This window comes from Pantoea sp. MHSD4 (assembly GCF_021043305.1).
GTDB lineage: Bacteria > Pseudomonadota > Gammaproteobacteria > Enterobacterales > Enterobacteriaceae > Pantoea > Pantoea eucalypti.
On the sequence record NZ_JAJNDH010000002.1, the window covers coordinates 136,077 to 153,697 of the forward strand.

Annotated in this window: 15 protein-coding genes; 10 read left to right on the forward strand and 5 right to left on the reverse strand. The window is 52.4% G+C overall.

Features of this window, described 5'->3' with window-relative positions:
* Positions 1–2: 2 nt before the first annotated feature.
* From cyoA to LQK91_RS07440, 3 genes are all read right to left on the reverse strand, one after another.
* Positions 3–929: a cytochrome o ubiquinol oxidase subunit II gene (gene cyoA, locus LQK91_RS07430; protein WP_008924892.1), complete on the reverse strand. Its 927-nt coding sequence runs from the start codon at positions 927–929 to the stop codon at positions 3–5.
* A 444-nt stretch (positions 930–1,373) separates the two neighbouring features.
* Positions 1,374–2,864, reverse strand: a complete 1,491-nt coding sequence (gene ampG / locus LQK91_RS07435; protein ID WP_008924893.1) for a muropeptide MFS transporter AmpG — start codon at positions 2,862–2,864, stop codon at positions 1,374–1,376.
* A gap of 57 nt (positions 2,865–2,921) precedes the next feature.
* A complete protein-coding gene (locus LQK91_RS07440; protein ID WP_008924894.1) occupies positions 2,922–3,500 on the reverse strand; it encodes a lipoprotein in 579 nt (192 codons plus the stop codon).
* Positions 3,501–3,786: 286 nt separating this feature from the next.
* Here LQK91_RS07440 and bolA point away from each other — a divergent pair, with 286 nt between their 5' ends.
* The 9 genes from bolA to LQK91_RS07485 all read left to right on the forward strand — a co-directional run bounded on the left by bolA (position 3,787) and on the right by LQK91_RS07485 (position 14,203).
* On the forward strand, positions 3,787–4,101 hold the full coding sequence (bolA, locus tag LQK91_RS07445) for a transcriptional regulator BolA (protein WP_008924895.1): 315 nt from the start codon (positions 3,787–3,789) through the stop codon (positions 4,099–4,101).
* Positions 4,102–4,394: 293 nt separating this feature from the next.
* Positions 4,395–5,699 carry a trigger factor gene (gene tig / locus LQK91_RS07450; RefSeq protein ID WP_039659077.1) on the forward strand — a complete coding sequence of 435 codons (1,305 nt, stop codon included), beginning with the start codon at positions 4,395–4,397 and terminating at the stop codon, positions 5,697–5,699.
* Between the two features lie 335 nt (positions 5,700–6,034).
* Positions 6,035–6,658, forward strand: coding sequence for an ATP-dependent Clp endopeptidase proteolytic subunit ClpP (clpP, locus tag LQK91_RS07455; RefSeq protein WP_003850496.1), 624 nt, complete (start codon positions 6,035–6,037; stop codon positions 6,656–6,658).
* Between the two features lie 134 nt (positions 6,659–6,792).
* Positions 6,793–8,064 carry an ATP-dependent protease ATP-binding subunit ClpX gene (clpX, locus tag LQK91_RS07460; RefSeq protein WP_003850494.1) on the forward strand — a complete coding sequence of 424 codons (1,272 nt, stop codon included), beginning with the start codon at positions 6,793–6,795 and terminating at the stop codon, positions 8,062–8,064.
* A 186-nt stretch (positions 8,065–8,250) separates the two neighbouring features.
* Positions 8,251–10,605, forward strand: a complete 2,355-nt coding sequence (gene lon / locus LQK91_RS07465) for an endopeptidase La (protein ID WP_105099436.1) — start codon at positions 8,251–8,253, stop codon at positions 10,603–10,605.
* 214 nt (positions 10,606–10,819) lie between these two features.
* Entirely contained in the window at positions 10,820–11,092 is a 273-nt protein-coding gene (hupB, locus tag LQK91_RS07470; RefSeq protein WP_033731763.1) for a nucleoid-associated protein HU-beta, read from the forward strand.
* 249 nt (positions 11,093–11,341) lie between these two features.
* Complete coding sequence (gene ppiD / locus LQK91_RS07475; RefSeq protein WP_008924898.1) at positions 11,342–13,210, forward strand: peptidylprolyl isomerase; 1,869 nt, start codon at positions 11,342–11,344, stop codon at positions 13,208–13,210.
* Positions 13,211–13,350: 140 nt separating this feature from the next.
* On the forward strand, positions 13,351–13,704 hold the full coding sequence (locus tag LQK91_RS07480) for a ComEA family DNA-binding protein (protein WP_008924899.1): 354 nt from the start codon (positions 13,351–13,353) through the stop codon (positions 13,702–13,704).
* Between the two features lie 100 nt (positions 13,705–13,804).
* The gene (locus LQK91_RS07485; protein WP_003850485.1) at positions 13,805–14,203 is read left to right on the forward strand and encodes an acyl-CoA thioesterase; all 399 of its coding nucleotides are present in this window, start codon (positions 13,805–13,807) and stop codon (positions 14,201–14,203) included.
* A gap of 49 nt (positions 14,204–14,252) precedes the next feature.
* On the opposite strand, the gene queC is transcribed toward LQK91_RS07485, so the two are convergent.
* Positions 14,253–14,948, reverse strand: coding sequence for a 7-cyano-7-deazaguanine synthase QueC (gene queC, locus LQK91_RS07490; protein WP_008924900.1), 696 nt, complete (start codon positions 14,946–14,948; stop codon positions 14,253–14,255).
* A 41-nt stretch (positions 14,949–14,989) separates the two neighbouring features.
* Positions 14,990–16,708: an SgrR family transcriptional regulator gene (locus LQK91_RS07495; protein ID WP_105099435.1), complete on the reverse strand. Its 1,719-nt coding sequence runs from the start codon at positions 16,706–16,708 to the stop codon at positions 14,990–14,992.
* Between the two features lie 91 nt (positions 16,709–16,799).
* Between LQK91_RS07495 and cof the strand changes: the two genes are divergently transcribed.
* On the forward strand, positions 16,800–17,621 hold the full coding sequence (cof, locus tag LQK91_RS07500) for an HMP-PP phosphatase (RefSeq protein WP_039659081.1): 822 nt from the start codon (positions 16,800–16,802) through the stop codon (positions 17,619–17,621).

Sequence of the window (17,621 nt, forward strand, 5' to 3'; positions counted from 1 at the left end):
TATTATTCCTCGGCTCCCGCGGAAGCGGCGTGACTCATGTCCATACCTTCATGCTGTGGCATGTCCATTTTCCCGTGGCTCATCTTGAACTTGTCGATGACTTGCATGAACAATTTAGGATCAGCTGAAGAGAAATATTCCACCGGGTGATTTTCGCTTGGCACAGCCACTTTCTCGAAATCATCCATAGTAGTCAGCGTGTTAGGGGCTGCTTTAACTTTAGCCACCCACTGCTGGAATTCCGCATCGTCTTTGGTTGCAATGGCTTTAAACTTCATGCCAGAGAAACCACGACCACTGAAGTTCGCAGAGATACCGTCGAAAATTCCCGGCTCATTCGCAATCAGATGCAGTTTGGTCTGCATACCAGCCATCGCATAAATCTGGCTGCCGAGCGTTGGGATGAAGAAAGAATTCATGACGGAGTTAGACGTAATTTTGAAGTTCACCGGAGTGTTTGCCGGGAAGGCAATCTGGTTCACGGTCGCAATACCCTGCTCCGGGTAAATGAACAACCATTTCCAGTCCAGTGCAACCACATCGATCTCAACCGGTTTCACATCAGATTGCAGCGGTTTGCTGGGCTCCAGTGCGTGGGTCGATTTCCAGGTCAGCACACTGAGGAAGATAATGATCAGGATCGGAATGGTCCAGACCACGGCTTCCACTTTGTTAGAGTGTGACCAGTTAGGGCTGTACTTCGCATTCGTGTTGGATGCCCGATATTTCCAGGCAAACACCACGGCCATCAGGACTGCGGGAATCACGACGATCAACATCAGGCCAAAGGCAGTCAGTATCAGCGAACGTTGCTCCAGTGCAATCTGTCCTTTGGGATTTAACAATGCACTATCGCAGCCACTCATTAATAAAGTGCCTGCAATTAATGACAAAATCCCCAAACTTTTATTGTATTTACTGAGTCTCATTTAACGACCTCAATGACAAAGGGCTCTATTGTCGTTTAAGTGTGCGCGCATTTTACGGGAAGGTTTATGCAGTGTAAACCAGCTTAAGGATGTGTCAGATACGTGTTGACACCTTTTGCTAAGGGTGTCACAGATGTTGCGCCAGGTGACAAATAATTAACGCAGACAAGCAGTTGGCATCAATATAACAAAAACCAATGGAAGTAACCGTAAAAAAATCAGGGAAAGGAATAACCCTTACTTTTAACTCCCAAATATTTAACAAGTCTGCATCATTTGCGCGATGAAATTTAACTAAAGTAATTGCTCACCGGTTTTTAGTATTTCCGCTACGCCTCCTCAGGTCATATTCTTATTTTTTAAAAATAACACGCGATGATAAATGATGGCGACTTATCGGCATGGCATAAAATAAGTCGCCGCTCGTTAACCTATCGATTTTACTTAAGCATCTGATGCAGGTAACACCGGCGTTTTCTTCAGCGCCCGGTAGTCCAGCAACACCCCGGCAAGCACCGCCAGTAAGGAGAGGGTCATGCCCAGCTCGAACAGGCGGGTCAGCAGCGGTGCCAGCGCAGTCAGTCCCAGTGCATTCAGTGCCAGCGCTACCAGCCAGAGAGCCAGTACGCCGCATCCGGCTGCAAACAGACGATTAGTCCAGCGATAACCATGAGGATAGTAGCTTCGTGTGAGGAAATTGCCACTTTGCTCGACCTGATTCAGTGTGTGTCGACAAAAAGTCAGCAGTAGCAGCCCAGGCAGTCCCGCAAATACCGTAAAAGCATAAAATGTTGGCCAGCCCCAGAGTTCAACCAGCCAGCCCGCAGCCGGGCCAACATAGACCCGACCAACGGCTGAGAGCGCCGACAGCAGGGCAAACTGTGTTGCAGAGAAGGATTTGTTGCAAAGGGTCATTAACAGGGCCACGAAGGCCGCCGTGCCCATGCCGCCGCACAGGTTTTCAACAAAAACCGCGCTGGCCATACTCCACAATTGTTTGTCGGTCACCGCCAGCAGCCAGTAACCAAAGTTTGAGACTGCCTGCAGCACGCCGAAAATCATCAGTGCCCGGAACAGACTCAGACGCTGCATCAGAACACCGCCATAGAGCGCCCCGATAATCGTCGCCAGCAGGCCCAGCGTCTTGTTGACCAGGCCGACGTCACCGGCATTGAAGCCGACGCCACGAATCAAAAAGGTGGTGGTCAGCGAGGCGGCGAATGCATCGCCCAGCTTGTAAAGAATAATCAGGGTAATCAGCAACCAGGCGTTGTTACGCTGGAAAAAATCCTTAAGGGGATCAACAACCGCCTGACGCAGCGAATGTGGGGTAGAGATGCGTGTGTCGGGCTCGCTGGCCGCAAGCGTCGCGATAATACCCGGCACCATCATCAGCGCCATCAGCCAGTAGGTTGCCTGCCAGCCCAGATAGCGGTCAGCCAGCCACAACGCCAGTCCGCCTGAAATCAGCATCGCCAGACGATAACCCAGCACGGTAATCGCGGCACCGCTGCCACGTTCTTCAGGTGGCAGGATATCCGTTTTCCAGGCATCAAAGACAATATCCTGAGAGGCGGAGCAGAAAGCGATCAGCACCGCCAGCGCGGCCATCAGGGTCAGATCGCGTCCTGGTTGCAGAAATCCCATCGCGAAAATCCCCCCCACCAGCGCCAGCTGACTGAGCAGCAACCAGCCGCGGCGGCGGCCCAGAAACGGCGGCGTATAGCGGTCCATCATGGGTGACCAGAGAAATTTAAAGACGTAGGCCTGGCCGACCAGCGAAAAGAAGCCAATGGTTTTTAAATCGACATTTTCCACCGTCATCCACGCCTGCAACGTGCCCGATGTCAGTGCCAGCGGCAATCCCGAAGCGAACCCAAGGAGCAACAATACGGCGGCGTTTTTCTGGCTGAAGAGGCGAAGGTAGTGGTTCATGCGGATCCTGCAGATAACAAAATGCCCTGCACAAGGCAGGGCAGAAGAGAGAGGGTGTTAACGGGCGTTTTGCTTGATGAAGTCGTTGACGCTGGTGTCCTGCGCCATATCCGCGATCACATCGCTCATGGTGGAGTTAACCGCGTTGGTGATCTTCTGGTTACTGGCGTTGAACGCGCCTTCTACGCTGTAAGTCTGGCGGTAGTTTTTAACCTGTTTGTTGCCGTTTTTTGCGGTCGCAATGATCGAGATGTCCGCTTTGGTGGTGATGCTATAGCGCACATTGCCCTGCGTCACGTCAGCATAGAGGTTGTTAACCACAATCTGAAGGTCTACCGCGCCATTAGGACCAACCATATAACCGCGAGCGGTCATCTGCTTCTCCAGCACTTCCTGCAGCAGGAAACGCAGATCGCGCGAAGGTGTTAAGGTCACTAGCTGACCATCACGGTTTACTTTTGCCAGCGCCTGATCTTTACGCTGGTCGGCACCGTTGATGCTGACGGTTACGCCCATCAGGCCCGGGTCCTGCTGTGGCAACTGAATTTTAGGCTGGATTGTCAGGGTATTATTGCTGGTTGCACAGCCGGCTAAAATGAACGCAGCCAACAGTGGGAATAACAGTTTTTTCAACATACTTTTTCTCGTTGGTGTCAGGGGGTTGGTTTGCAAAAACTGGAGGCATCATAGCATTGCCCGGCAGTGAAAAAAGCCCTGTTGCCGGTGAAATTGTGTCTGAAACCGTTTTAAGCCCCTTCTCTGACAGGTTAGTTTGCTGTTCGTTTCAGCTACGTTATTATGCGCGTCGGAGGCGGGCTGACATAAAATGCAATATTTAGCCTCTGCTGACGGGTAAGCGCACTAAAAGCGACTAAGATTGAATGAGATGGGGCACAGCGCTCGCCATTGAGGAGTAATAGCCATGATCCGCGAACAAATAGAAGAAAAGCTGCGTGTGGCATTTCAGCCAGCTCATCTGGAAGTGCATGACGAAAGCTACCGGCACAACGTTCCTGCCGGCTCAGAAAGTCACTTCAAAGTGGTCATTGTCAGCGACTGTTTTGCAGGCCAGCGCTTTCTGGCGCGTCATCGCTTAATTTATGGCGAGCTGGCGGCTGAATTAGCGGGCAGCGTTCATGCTTTAGCCCTGCATACTTACACACTGAAAGAGTGGGAAGGATTGCAGGATACCGTACTGGCTTCGCCTAACTGCCGCGGTGCCGGTACACTCGCCTGACCTCCCTTCTCCAAAACGGCCTGCGGGCCGTTTTTTCTTTTATTTAGTGAAAAACGCGATCCCTGGCTCAAAAAAGCAGCAAACCTGCTGAAAAGTGGTGAGTTAGCGTCCTCGACTCATTCCAGCGATGCCGCTATAATGCTGCGTCTATTTTTCCGGAATGTCTTCGGGACGCTTCTGGTAACAGGGATCAGGTTCTCTTCACGGAAGCCGTCCCGGTTGTTGGATACGGCGCATTTCACTATGTGTGGTGTCTGAAGTTGACCGAGCACGTGATTTTTTGAGGTAACAAGATGCAAGTTTCTGTAGAAACCACTCAGGGCCTGGGCCGTCGCATTACGATTACTGTTGCAGCTGACAGCATCGAAAGTGCAGTAAAAAAAGAACTGGTTGACGTTGCCAGGAAAGTCCGTATCGATGGTTTCCGTAAAGGCAAAGTGCCGATGAACATCGTTGCGCAGCGTTATGGCGCTTCTGTCCGTCAGGACGTGCTGGGCGAGCTGATGACGCGCAACTTCGTTGACGCCATCATCAAAGAAAAAATTAACCCGGCTGGCGCACCAAACTACGTGCCAGGTGAGTACAAAGAAGGTCAGGATTTCACTTACGCGGTTGAATTCGAAGTTTATCCGGAAGTTGAGCTGAAAGGCCTGGAAAACATCGAAGTCGAAAAACCAGTCGTTGAAGTCACTGACGCTGACGTTGATACCATGCTGGACACGCTGCGTAAGCAGCAGGCCAACTGGATCGAAAGCGACGCTGCTGCAGGCCCGGAAGATCGTGCCACTATCGATTTCAACGGTTCTGTTGACGGTGAAGAGTTCGAAGGCGGCAAAGCCACTGATTTCGTTCTGGCCATGGGCCAGGGCCGCATGATCCCAGGCTTTGAAGAAGGCGTTGTGGGTCACAAAGCGGGCGAGACTTTCACTATCGATGTGAAATTCCCGGACGACTACCACGCAGAAACCCTGAAAGGGAAAGATGCGAAGTTCGAGATCGTGCTGAAGAAAGTTGAAACGCGCGAACTGCCAGAGCTGACTGAAGAGTTCATCAAACGTTTCGGCGTTGAAGATGGTTCAGTTGCCGGTCTGCGTACCGAAGTGCGTAAGAACATGGATCGCGAGCTGAAAGGCGCTATCCGTAACCGCATCAAAACGCAGGCGATCGACGGTCTGGTTGAAGCTAACGAAATCGACGTGCCAGCTGCGCTGGTTGACAGCGAAATCGACGTTCTGCGTCGTCAGGCTGCACAGCGTTTCGGTGGCAACGAACAGCAGGCGCTGGAACTGCCACGCGAACTGTTCGAAGAGCAGGCTAAACGCCGTGTTGTTGTCGGTCTGCTGCTGGGCGAAGTGATTCGTACCCATGAGCTGAAAGCTGACGAAGCACGCGTAAGCACCATGATCGAAGAGATGGCTTCTGCGTATGAAGATCCGCAGGAAGTGATCGAGTTCTACAGCAAGAATAACGAGCTGATGAACAATATGCGCAACGTCGCGCTGGAAGAGCAAGCGGTTGAAGCAGTCCTGGCGAAAGCTAAAGTGACTGAGAAAGAGACCAACTTCCAGGATCTGATGAATCAGACCGCTCAGGCCTGATCTCACATTTAACCGTCTGTGCTAAGCCCGTGACTGAAAAGTCACGGGCTTTTTTGTGTTTTGCGTACAGAACGGCACTCTTCGCTGCTATTTGTTTAATTAATCGGCAAATTATTCACGCATCGCTTTTTCCGGGTTAGCGAACAGGGAAAAGATTGTTATGCTTGAAACATGCGTGCAGCATCCCCAGATAGTGGGAGTATGCAGAAATGAGAGTGAGGCTGGCTGATTAACCGTCCTGAAGGTGTCGGAAAAGGTGCGACGTGGAGTTTCCCGCGCGTCTTACGTAGAATCGGTACAGAATGTTGCCAATGAAATTTATCCAGGAGACGGTAATGTCATACAGTGGCGATCGTGAATATACTGCACCGCACAATGCGCTGGTGCCAATGGTGGTTGAACAAACTTCGCGTGGTGAGCGTTCATACGACATCTACTCCCGTCTGCTGAAAGAGCGTGTCATTTTTCTGACCGGCCAGGTTGAAGACCACATGGCAAATCTGATCGTGGCGCAGATGCTGTTTCTGGAAGCTGAAAATCCGGAAAAAGATATCTATCTGTACATCAACTCACCTGGCGGTGTGATCACGGCCGGTATGTCGATCTACGACACCATGAAATTTATTAAACCGGATGTCAGCACCATCTGTATGGGACAGGCCTGTTCAATGGGTGCGTTCCTGCTGACGGCGGGTACCAAAGGTAAACGTTTCTGTCTGCCAAACTCACGTGTAATGATCCACCAGCCGCTGGGCGGCTATCAGGGCCAGGCGTCAGATATTGAGATCCATGCGCGCGAGATCCTGAAAGTTAAGCAGCGTATGAATGAGCTGATGGCTGAGCATACCGGTAAAACGCTGGAAGAAATTGAGCGCGATACCGAGCGTGATCGTTTCCTCTCTGCAAGTGAAGCGGTAGAGTATGGATTAGTCGATTCAATTCTGACGCATCGCCAATAAGACCCGACTTACCGTTGTCCCTGGTCTATAGTTAACAGGGTAACGGTACTATTATGGGTTGAATGAATTTCGGCCGTCTCTGCACGGCCTGAGCCGTACGCGTGTATGGCCTGAGAACTAGAAGAGGTTAACTGATGACAGATAAGCGCAAAGACGGTTCAGGAAAGTTGCTGTACTGCTCTTTTTGCGGCAAAAGCCAGCATGAAGTGCGAAAGCTGATTGCCGGGCCGTCAGTGTATATCTGCGATGAATGTGTTGACCTGTGCAACGACATCATTCGCGAAGAGATTAAAGAAGTTGCGCCGCATCGTGAACGTAGTGCGTTGCCAACCCCACATGAAATTCGCCATCACCTTGATGATTATGTCATCGGCCAGGAAAGAGCGAAGAAAGTGCTGGCGGTTGCCGTTTACAACCACTACAAGCGTTTGCGCAACGGCGATACCAGCAATGGCATTGAACTGGGCAAAAGTAACATTCTGCTGATTGGTCCCACCGGTAGTGGTAAAACGCTGCTGGCAGAAACCCTTGCACGCCTGCTGGATGTGCCGTTCACCATGGCTGACGCCACCACGCTGACTGAAGCCGGTTATGTGGGTGAGGACGTTGAAAACATCATCCAGAAACTGCTGCAGAAGTGTGATTACGACGTTCAGAAAGCACAGCGCGGCATCGTTTATATCGATGAAATCGACAAAATCTCACGCAAGTCAGATAACCCGTCGATTACCCGTGACGTGTCAGGTGAAGGCGTACAGCAGGCTCTGCTTAAGCTGATTGAAGGCACCGTCGCTGCCGTTCCACCGCAGGGTGGACGTAAGCATCCGCAGCAGGAGTTTTTGCAGGTTGATACCTCGAAAATTCTGTTTATCTGCGGCGGCGCATTTGCCGGCCTGGACAAAGTGATTTCCCAGCGTGTTGAAACCGGATCCGGTATCGGTTTCGGCGCCACCGTGAAAGGGAAGTCGCAGAAAGCCAGCGAAGGCGAATTGCTTTCACAGTGTGAACCTGAGGATTTGATCAAATTTGGTCTGATTCCTGAGTTCATCGGTCGTCTGCCAGTGGTTGCCACTCTGAGCGAACTGAGCGAAGAAGCACTGATTCAGATTCTGCGTGAACCTAAAAACGCCCTGACGAAACAGTACCAGGCGCTGTTTAACCTGGAAGGCGTTGAGCTGGAGTTCCGTGACGAGGCGTTAACTGCCATTGCGAAGAAAGCGATGTCACGTAAAACCGGTGCACGTGGTCTGCGTTCCATCGTAGAAGGCGCATTGCTGGAAACGATGTATGATCTGCCTTCCATGGACGACGTGGAAAAAGTAGTGATTGATGAATCAGTTATTGAAGGTCAGTCTGAGCCCATGTTGATCTATGGTAAGCATGAAGCGCAGGCGTCTGGCGAATAATTAAACAGATCGTCCATGTTGTCATAATAAAAAAGGGGAAAATGTTTCCCCTTTTGCTTTTCTCGCCTCTGTGACGTTGAATGTCGGATAAGCATCCCCATATACTCAGATACCTGTGGGTTTAACTGCATACCTGCCTGATGCGGTTCCCATCACCTGGCGGACATTAAACAAAGAGAGAGCTCTATGAATCCTGAGCGTTCTGAACGCATTGAAATCCCCGTGTTGCCGCTGCGCGACGTGGTGGTTTATCCGCACATGGTAATTCCGTTGTTTGTTGGCCGGGAAAAATCAATTCGGTGCCTTGAAGCCGCAATGGATCATGATAAAAAAATCATGCTGGTCGCACAGAAAGAGGCTTCAACGGATGAACCTGGCATTAACGATCTCTTTTCAGTAGGGACCGTTGCCTCAGTATTGCAAATGCTGAAACTGCCGGACGGCACCGTCAAAGTTCTGGTCGAAGGTTTACAGCGCGCCCACATTACGACGCTGGCCGATAACGGTGACCATTTTGTGGCACAAGCTGAATATCTGGTTTCGCCAGAGATCGAAGAGCGCGAGCAGGAAGTGCTGGTGCGCACGGCGATCAATCAGTTTGAAGGCTACATCAAACTCAATAAAAAGATCCCACCAGAGGTTTTAACCTCGCTGAACAATATTGACGATGCGGCCCGCCTTGCCGACACCGTCGCAGCACATATGCCACTGAAACTGGCAGACAAACAGTCTGTGCTGGAGATGTCCGACGTCAACGAGCGTCTGGAATATCTGATGGCGATGATGGAATCTGAAATCGATCTGCTGCAGGTTGAGAAGCGTATTCGCAACCGTGTTAAGAAGCAGATGGAGAAGAGCCAGCGCGAGTACTATCTGAATGAGCAGATGAAGGCGATTCAGAAAGAGCTGGGCGAGATGGATGACGCGCCTGATGAGTACGAAGCGTTAAAACGCAAAATCGACGCGGCCAAAATGCCGGAAGAAGCGCGCGAGAAAGCGGAAGCTGAACTGCAGAAGCTGAAAATGATGTCCCCGATGTCCGCTGAAGCCACCGTGGTTCGCGGCTACATCGACTGGATGGTTCAGGTTCCGTGGAACGCGCGCAGCAAAGTGAAGAAAGATCTGCGTAAAGCGCAGGAGACGCTGGATACCGACCATTACGGCCTGGAGCGCGTGAAGGATCGTATTCTTGAGTATCTTGCGGTTCAAAGTCGCGTCAGCAAAATCAAAGGGCCGATTCTCTGCCTCGTCGGACCGCCAGGGGTAGGTAAAACTTCTCTGGGTCAGTCGATCGCGAAAGCGACCGGACGTAAATATGTGCGTATGGCGCTGGGTGGCGTGCGTGATGAAGCAGAAATCCGTGGTCACCGCCGTACTTACATCGGCTCTATGCCGGGTAAATTAATCCAGAAAATGGCGAAAGTGGGGGTTAAAAACCCGCTGTTCCTGCTGGATGAGATCGACAAAATGTCTTCTGACATGCGTGGCGATCCTGCGTCTGCCCTGCTGGAAGTGCTTGATCCTGAGCAGAACATTGCGTTCAACGACCACTATCTGGAAGTCGACTATGACCTCTCTGATGTGATGTTTGTGGCAACGTCGAACTCAATGAACATTCCGGCACCGCTGCTGGATCGTATGGAAGTGATTCGTCTGTCGGGTTACACCGAAGATGAAAAGCTGAATATCGCTAAGCAGCATCTGCTGACTAAGCAGATTGAACGTAACGCCCTGAAAGCCAGCGAAATTACGGTTGAAGATAGCGCGATTGTCGGCATTATCCGTTACTACACCCGTGAAGCCGGTGTGCGTAGCCTTGAGCGTGAGCTGTCGAAGTTGTGTCGTAAAGCGGTGAAATCACTGCTGATGGACAAGACTAAGAAGCACATCACCATCAATGGCGAAAACCTCAAGGACTTCCTGGGCGTACAGCGCTTTGACTATGGCCGTGCTGACAGTGAAAACCGTGTCGGTCAGGTTACTGGCCTGGCCTGGACGGAAGTGGGTGGCGATCTGCTGACCATTGAAACCGCCTGCGTGCCGGGTAAAGGCAAACTGACCTACACCGGTTCTCTGGGTGAAGTGATGCAGGAGTCGATTCAGGCTGCACTGACCGTAGTGCGTGCCCGTGCCGAGAAGCTTGGCATCAATGGTGACTTCTACGAAAAACGTGATATTCACGTTCACGTGCCAGAAGGCGCCACACCGAAAGATGGTCCAAGTGCCGGTATCGCCATGTGTACTGCGCTGGTTTCCTGTCTGACCGGTAACCCGGTTCGTGCAGATGTCGCCATGACCGGTGAGATTACCCTTCGTGGTCAGGTACTGCCGATTGGTGGGCTGAAAGAAAAACTGCTGGCAGCACACCGTGGCGGTATTAAAACTGTGCTGATCCCGGACGACAACAAGCGTGATCTGGAAGAAATTCCACAGAACGTGATTGCCGATCTGGAGATTCATCCGGTGAAACGCATTGAAGAGGTGCTGAATCTGGCACTGGAAAATGCGCCATACGGCATGCTGGTCGCGACAGCAAAATAGTGATTAACGGCATAAACCGTTAAAAAGCGGAGCTGGCAAGGCAATTGGCGCTTGCCAGCTTTTTTTTGTGCCGCTAATTTAGGTGGCTGCCGACGCGACGTTCTCAGAGAAATTACGTTGTTTCGGCGTCACTGGCTTGATATAACTTGCTGCGCGCTCGGACCTGGCTGGATGCAGGGTGCGATGTGAAATAATAAAAGAGGGGATGAATAGAGTGAATAAGTCACAATTGATCGACAAAATTGCTGCCGATGCTGATATTTCTAAAGCTGCTGCAGGACGTGTTTTAGATGCATTTATGGGCTCAGTTTCAGATGCGCTGAAAGAGGGTGATGAAGTGGCTCTGGTGGGTTTCGGCACATTCTCTGTGCGTGACCGCGCTGCACGTACCGGTCGTAATCCGCAAACCGGTAAAGAGATCACCATTCCGGCCGGTAAAGTTCCCGGTTTCCGTGCTGGTAAAGCATTGAAAGACGCTGTCAATTAATAACAACGAATAGATTCATTGACGCATTTTCTTCAGTGGATTAGAGGACGATTAACCCGTTCTCATGTAACATACGGGCACATCAATCTGATGTGCCTTTTTTTTGTTTTAACCGGTGAGAATCGGGCCGTAAGATGGACCTGGACCGGATTGAGACTGCCAGCTAAGCCTGCAGTTGCGTGAGTCGCCAGCGAGTGGCGAATTGCGACCGAGCTTTACATTCACACTACAGCGGAGTGTTGCCATACCATGATGGACAATTTACGCGCGGCGTCGAACAATGTCGTGCTCAAGATTATTCTGGGACTGATTATGGTCTCCTTTGTGCTGACGGGCGTTGGCAACTATCTGATTGGCGGCAATAACGATTATGCGGCCAAAGTCAATGGTCAGGAGATCAGCCGTGGACAGCTGGAGCAGGCGTTCAACAGCGAACGCAGCCGTCAGCAGCAGATGCTGGGCGACCAGTTCTCGCAGTTAGCCAGCAACGATGGCTACATGCAGCAGATCCGCCAGCAGGCGCTGTCGCAGTTAATCGATCAGGCGCTGCTTGACAGCTACATCAAAGATCTCCACCTCAGCATCAGTGACGATCAGGTTAAGCAGGCTATCTTCAATCAGCAGGCTTTCCAGACCAACGGCAAATTCGACAATGCGAAATATCTGGCTCTGATCGGCAACATGGGTTTCAGTGCTGACCAGTACGCTGAAGCATTGCGTAAGCAACTTTCTAATCAGCAGCTGATTAATGCCGTTGCTAACACCGATTTCACGCTCAAAGGCGAAGCCAGTAAACTGGTGGACCTGGTTTCACAACAGCGTGACATTCGTCAGGCGACGCTGGACGTCAACGCGCTGGCGGCGAAGCAAACCGTCACCGACGATGAAATCAGTCAGTATTATCAGCAGCATAAAACCAGTTTTATGGCGCCGGAACAGTTCCGTGTCAGCTATATCCTGATGGATGCGGCCAGCATGCAACAGGATGCCAGCGAAGCGGATATTCAGGCCTGGTACGACCAGCATAAAGCAGACTATACACAGCCGCAGCGTACGCGTTACAGCGTGATTCAGACTAAAACTGAAGCCGATGCCAATGCGGTACTGGCCCAGCTGAAAGGTGGCGCCAGCTTCGCGGATGTGGCGAAAGCCAAATCAATCGACCCTATTTCTGCGCGTAAGGGCGGTGATATGGGCTGGCTGGAACCTTCAACGACGCCGGATGAGCTGAAAAATGCGGGTCTGACTCAGAAAGGCCAGATGTCAGGCGTGATCAAATCCTCAGTGGGTTTCCTGGTCGTTCGTCTCGACGATATTCAGCCAGAGCAGGTTAAGCCGCTGAATGACGTTCGCAGCGCCATTGCCGCGAAAGTGAAGCAGGAAAAGGGCGTTGATGCCTTCTACAAACTGCAACAGAAAGTCAGCGAAGCAGCCAGCAATGACAATGAGTCACTGGCGGGTGCGGAGCAGGCTTCGGGTCTGAAAGCGAAAGAGACCGGCTGGTTCAGCCAGGATACGCTGCCAGACGCACTGAACTTCGATGCGGTGAAGCAGGCGATCTTTAATGGTGGCCTTGTGGGGCAAAACGGCGCGCCGGGCAACAACTCCGATATCATCACTGTTGATGGCGATCGTGCCTTTGTGCTGCGTATCAGTGAGCACAAACCAGAAGCGGTAAAACCGCTGGATCAGGTTAAGGCGCAGATCACGGACACGCTTAAGCATGATAAAGCGACGCAGCAGGCGAAAGCCCAGGCGGATAAACTCCTGACCGATCTCAAAGCCGGTAAGCAGGATGCGCTGACTGCCGCGGGTCTGACCCTGAGCGCCAGCAAAACTGTTGACCGTAACGCGCAGGATCCTGTTGCACAGGCGGCCTTTAATCTCCCTCAGCCCGCGGAAAATAAACCTTCATGGGGTGTGAGCGAAGATATGCAGGGCAACGTGGTACTGGTGGCGGTTGATAAAGTTAAAACGGGTAGCATGCCGCAGGCGCAGATTGACGAAATGGTCAAAGGCGTCACGCAGAATAATGCACAGCTGACGTTTGAAGCGTTGCTGCAAAACCTGCGTAAAGAAGCCAAAATTAAGTACGGCGCTGCTGCACAAATGCAGTAAGCCTCGCAGAAACAGTGCAACAACAGTAACAATCAAAGGCCGCATTCGCGGCCTTTTCCATTTCTGCAATTCCACTTTTGTGCCTTGTGCGCAGCGGTGACACGCTGTCGCTGCTGTTTACACACAAGGAGAAACACAGCATGGCTAAACCTAAACTCGTTGCCCTTTATCTTTCCCTCGCGCTGGGTGGTGCACTCTGTCATACCAGCGTCTCTGCGGCCCCTGAATCTGCCAGCGACGCTGTCACGCAGAGCGCACTATCCGCGTCAAAGCCGGCATCACCCTTACAGCCACAGCAGGAGCAGGTCAGTATCAATGACGCGACAGCGGAACAGCTCACTGCCGTCATGAATGGCGTAGGGTTGAAAAAAGCCCAGGCGATTGTGAGCTATCGCGAACAGTACGGGCCCTTTAGCGCAATTCAGCAACTTAGCGAAGTGCCGGGCATTGGCAACGCGTTGATAGAGCGGAATGCGGGCAGGCTGAAATTGTGAGGCAGTACACATCTGTGATGCTTAAGCCGCGCTGAGCAGGCGACTCTGCTAAAGTGAACAGGTCCAACCAGTTAACTTACAGTAGCAGGAGAGCATGACCATGCAGACCACCATAAAAGTGCGCGGCTATCATCTGGATGTCTATCAGCACGTCAACAATGCACGCTATCTTGAGTTTCTTGAGGAAGCTCGCTGGGAATGGCTGGAAGAGGTTGAAGCATTCCACTGGTTGCAGGAACAGAAACTGGCTTTTGTGGTGGTCAACATCAACATCAATTATCGTCGCCCGGCCGTGCTGGGCGACGTACTCACTATCGACAGTGCAATCACGCAGTTGAATGGTAAAAGCGGCATTATTGCGCAGCGGGTTTTGCTGGCAGGTCAGGAAACCGTCGTGGCGGATGCTGCACTCACGTTTGTCTGTATTGATTTGCGGACCCAGAAGGCGGTTGCGCTGGAAGGAGAATTACGCGAGCGACTGATGCGTCTGATGGCATAAACCGGGTAAAGGCGGCAAACTAAATTCTCTGCCGCCACGCCAGAGTGCCTTAACTAAGGCCGCTCTTAGCTTTCATCGCGGCCATTACGCTATCACGATCGTTGAGATACCCCTGCAAGCCATTAGCCCTTAAATTGCAGGCAGCACACTCACCACATCCGTCACCTTTCACGCCGTTATAGCAGGTCAGCGTCTGCTCACGTACCAGCGAAAGCTGCTGCCAGTAGTCCGCCAGCGCCCAGGTTTCCGCTTTGTTGAGCCACATCAGCGGCGTCTCAAAACGAACCTCGCGCGCCATGCCAAGCGACACCGCATGGTTCAGCGCTTTGACAAACTCATCACGGCAATCGGGATAGCCAGAGAAATCGGTCTCACAGACGCCAGTGATCACCGCTTCCGCTTCAACCTGGTAGGCGTAAACCGAGGCCAGCGTCAGAAAGAGAATATTGCGGCCCGGCACGAACGTACTGGGTAAACCACTGGCCTCAGGATTGTAAGCCGGCACCGGAATGTTATCCCGTGTCAGGCTGCTGACGGCGAGTTCGTTCAGCATGGTCACATCCAGTACTTTATGCGCGCGCGCGCCCAGTTTACTGGCCAGATCCCGGGCAACCTCAATCTCTTCCCGGTGGCGTTGTCCATAATCGAACGTGACGCAGTGAACCTCATCATATTGCTCTAAGGCCTGAATCAGACAGGTAGTGGAGTCTTGTCCACCGCTGAAAACTACAACAGCGCGTTTCATGGTGTTTTCCTGGTCATTAATTTTGCGCTTATGGTAATGCCTCAGTCCGCTGCTGAACAGCTGCAAGGCGGATCAATGGGCGGTGGAATCCAGGCGCGACTGAAATCGAACCAGCCCAGGGTGTTGAGCTCAATGCCTTCAACGCCAGGCGGTGCGTGGATTTGGTAGCGATAATTGAACAGCGGCAGCAGAATGCCCTTCATCATCAGCTGATGATAAAGCTGGTGAAGCGTGTGAGTACGAATGTTGCTGTCCGCGATCTGCTGAATAGCCAGCAGTTGCGCCTGGACGTCTTCGCCCTCTGGTGTGACCCACAGCGGCCGCCATAGCGGATCGCTCTGCAACCAGTTGGCCAATGTAAAGACCGGCGCATCGCCAATCAGCCTGTCACCCATCACGATATCTGCTTCATCGAGTTGCTCGATGCGGTGCCAGTTTTTTACCGGGTGAAACACCACGTTCAGGCTGCAACCGTGCCGTTTTAAGAGGGCAACCAGCGCCTGTGACATCTGGTGTAATTCAACCGGTAACTGATAATGCAGCGTCAGTGTCGCCGGCAAGGGGACCGGGACATGATTAATCCGCGGCACATCCCAGCCAGGTAACAGTTCGCTGCTGGGCGTGATTAATCCTTCATCCAGTGGCAACCGGCTGACGATGCCGCTTTGCTGAATTAGCTGAAAAAGCGTACGTGCCTGATCGCGCGTAAATCCGGCTCGTGGTCGGCAGACCAGATAACAGAAGCCGAGACTGATGCTGCTGCTCACCGGTTGTAACGTCCTGAGTTCATCGGCATCCCCTATGGCAATTTGCACCGGATGACGACAGCTACTGCCGAGAGCAGGATCAAACAACTGAGGCGTAATCCAGTACTCCACGGCTTGCAACAGCGGCCGCTGCAGATGCCAGCGGGAATGACTTTCAATCCTGACCAGCTCAGGACTAAAGTGCGCCAGTTTCCATGGGCCGCTGCCAATGACAGCATCATCAGGATTAGGCAACAGGCATAACAGATGGGCAAGGCGATGAGGCAGCCAGAAGTCAGGGCGTCGCAGGATAAACCGCAGCGCAAGCGGATGGGGGGCATCCACGCTAATCACATCAGCCAGCAATACACGCACGCGCGTATCGTGCAACAGCTGACGGAATTGCGTCACCAGTTGTGCGGCCTGCACTGGCTCGTCGTTGTGCCACATTAGCTGAGGACGTAACCAGAATAACCAGCAACATGATGCCTCATCATGTTGCCAGTGGTGTGCCAAATCGCCCACCGGCTCATCCTGCTCAAACCGGGTCAGTCCTGAGTAGATCTGGCGCACCAGATGCTGTTCAGCCCGTCCGGCAATCTGGCGCGGCTCAGTGCTTTCCATCGGGCGATAGTAGGGAATGCGCAGAACCGGCGTATCGTTCTGCCACTGGCCACCCATGAGTGGCCGCAGCATATTGATTAGCCTTTCCGGTGCCAGATCCAGCAACTGCAAAGCCTCCGCCGCCTCTCCGGCATCAAGCTGGCGTTGCAGCAACTGCTGTCGTAATTGTTCAGGCGTTTGCAGAAACGTTAATTGCCCCTGCTTGCCACGGCCTGGCTCGCCATGCCAGTGAAGCCAGCCTGCGTGCTGCCACTGTGACAGCAACGTTCGCAGATGGCGTTCGCTGCAGATGCAGTGGCGTGCCATCTCTGCCACGCAGGTCTGCTGAGCGGCGCCCAGACTCTGCTGCCACAGACGTTGAAACTGATTAAGGCGATTAAGTTGGCGCATGCTAAACCCGGAACAGTTTTTTTTAAGTATTCACTATTAGTTCCGCAATTTACAGGCAATAGTAAAGCCATCTTTCATCAAGAGGGGAATCATGGTGCGTTTAGCCGCGTTCGATATGGATGGCACATTGTTGCTGCCGAATCATCAGCTGGGTCAGCAGACTCTGGAGAGTTTGCAGGCATTGCATCTGCGTGGTGTTAATCTCGCGCTGGCAACGGGCCGCCATCTGCAGGAAATGCAGATCCTGCGGGAAAAAATGACACTTCCCGCATGGCTGATCACCGGTAATGGCACCCGCGTACACGATCGGTCTGGCAATCTTATCTTCGCACGTGATCTGCCTCCTGCCGTCGCTGAAGAGGTCATCCACCGCCACTGGGATACCACCGCGACAATCCATATTTTCAACGATCAGGGGTGGTTTACCGATCGACCTGCTCCGGAGCTGCTGCTGGCCCATCAGATGAGCGGATTCGGCTATCAGCTGTGCGATCTTAAAAAGCTGCCTGCGCATCAGGTGACAAAAATCTGCTTTATTGATCAGCATCAGAATCTGTGTCGGCTAAAGATCTCGCTGGATGCCGCATTGGGCGAGCAGGCTACGATCTGCTTCTCTGGGGTGGACACGCTGGAGGTCTTGCCCGCTCACTGCAACAAAGGCAGCGCGCTGGCGCTGTTATGTGATCACCTGTCGCTGACAATGGCGGAATGTATGGCGTTTGGTGATGCGATGAACGATCGCGAGATGCTGGCGCAGGTCGGGCAGGGCTTCATCATGGGCAATGCGATGGCGCAATTGAAAGCCGCACTTCCGCATTTACCCGTATTAGGGCATTGCGAGACACAGGCAGTGTCTCACTATTTAAATCACTGGCTGGCTACACCTGACCTCGCGTATTCCCCCGAATGCTGA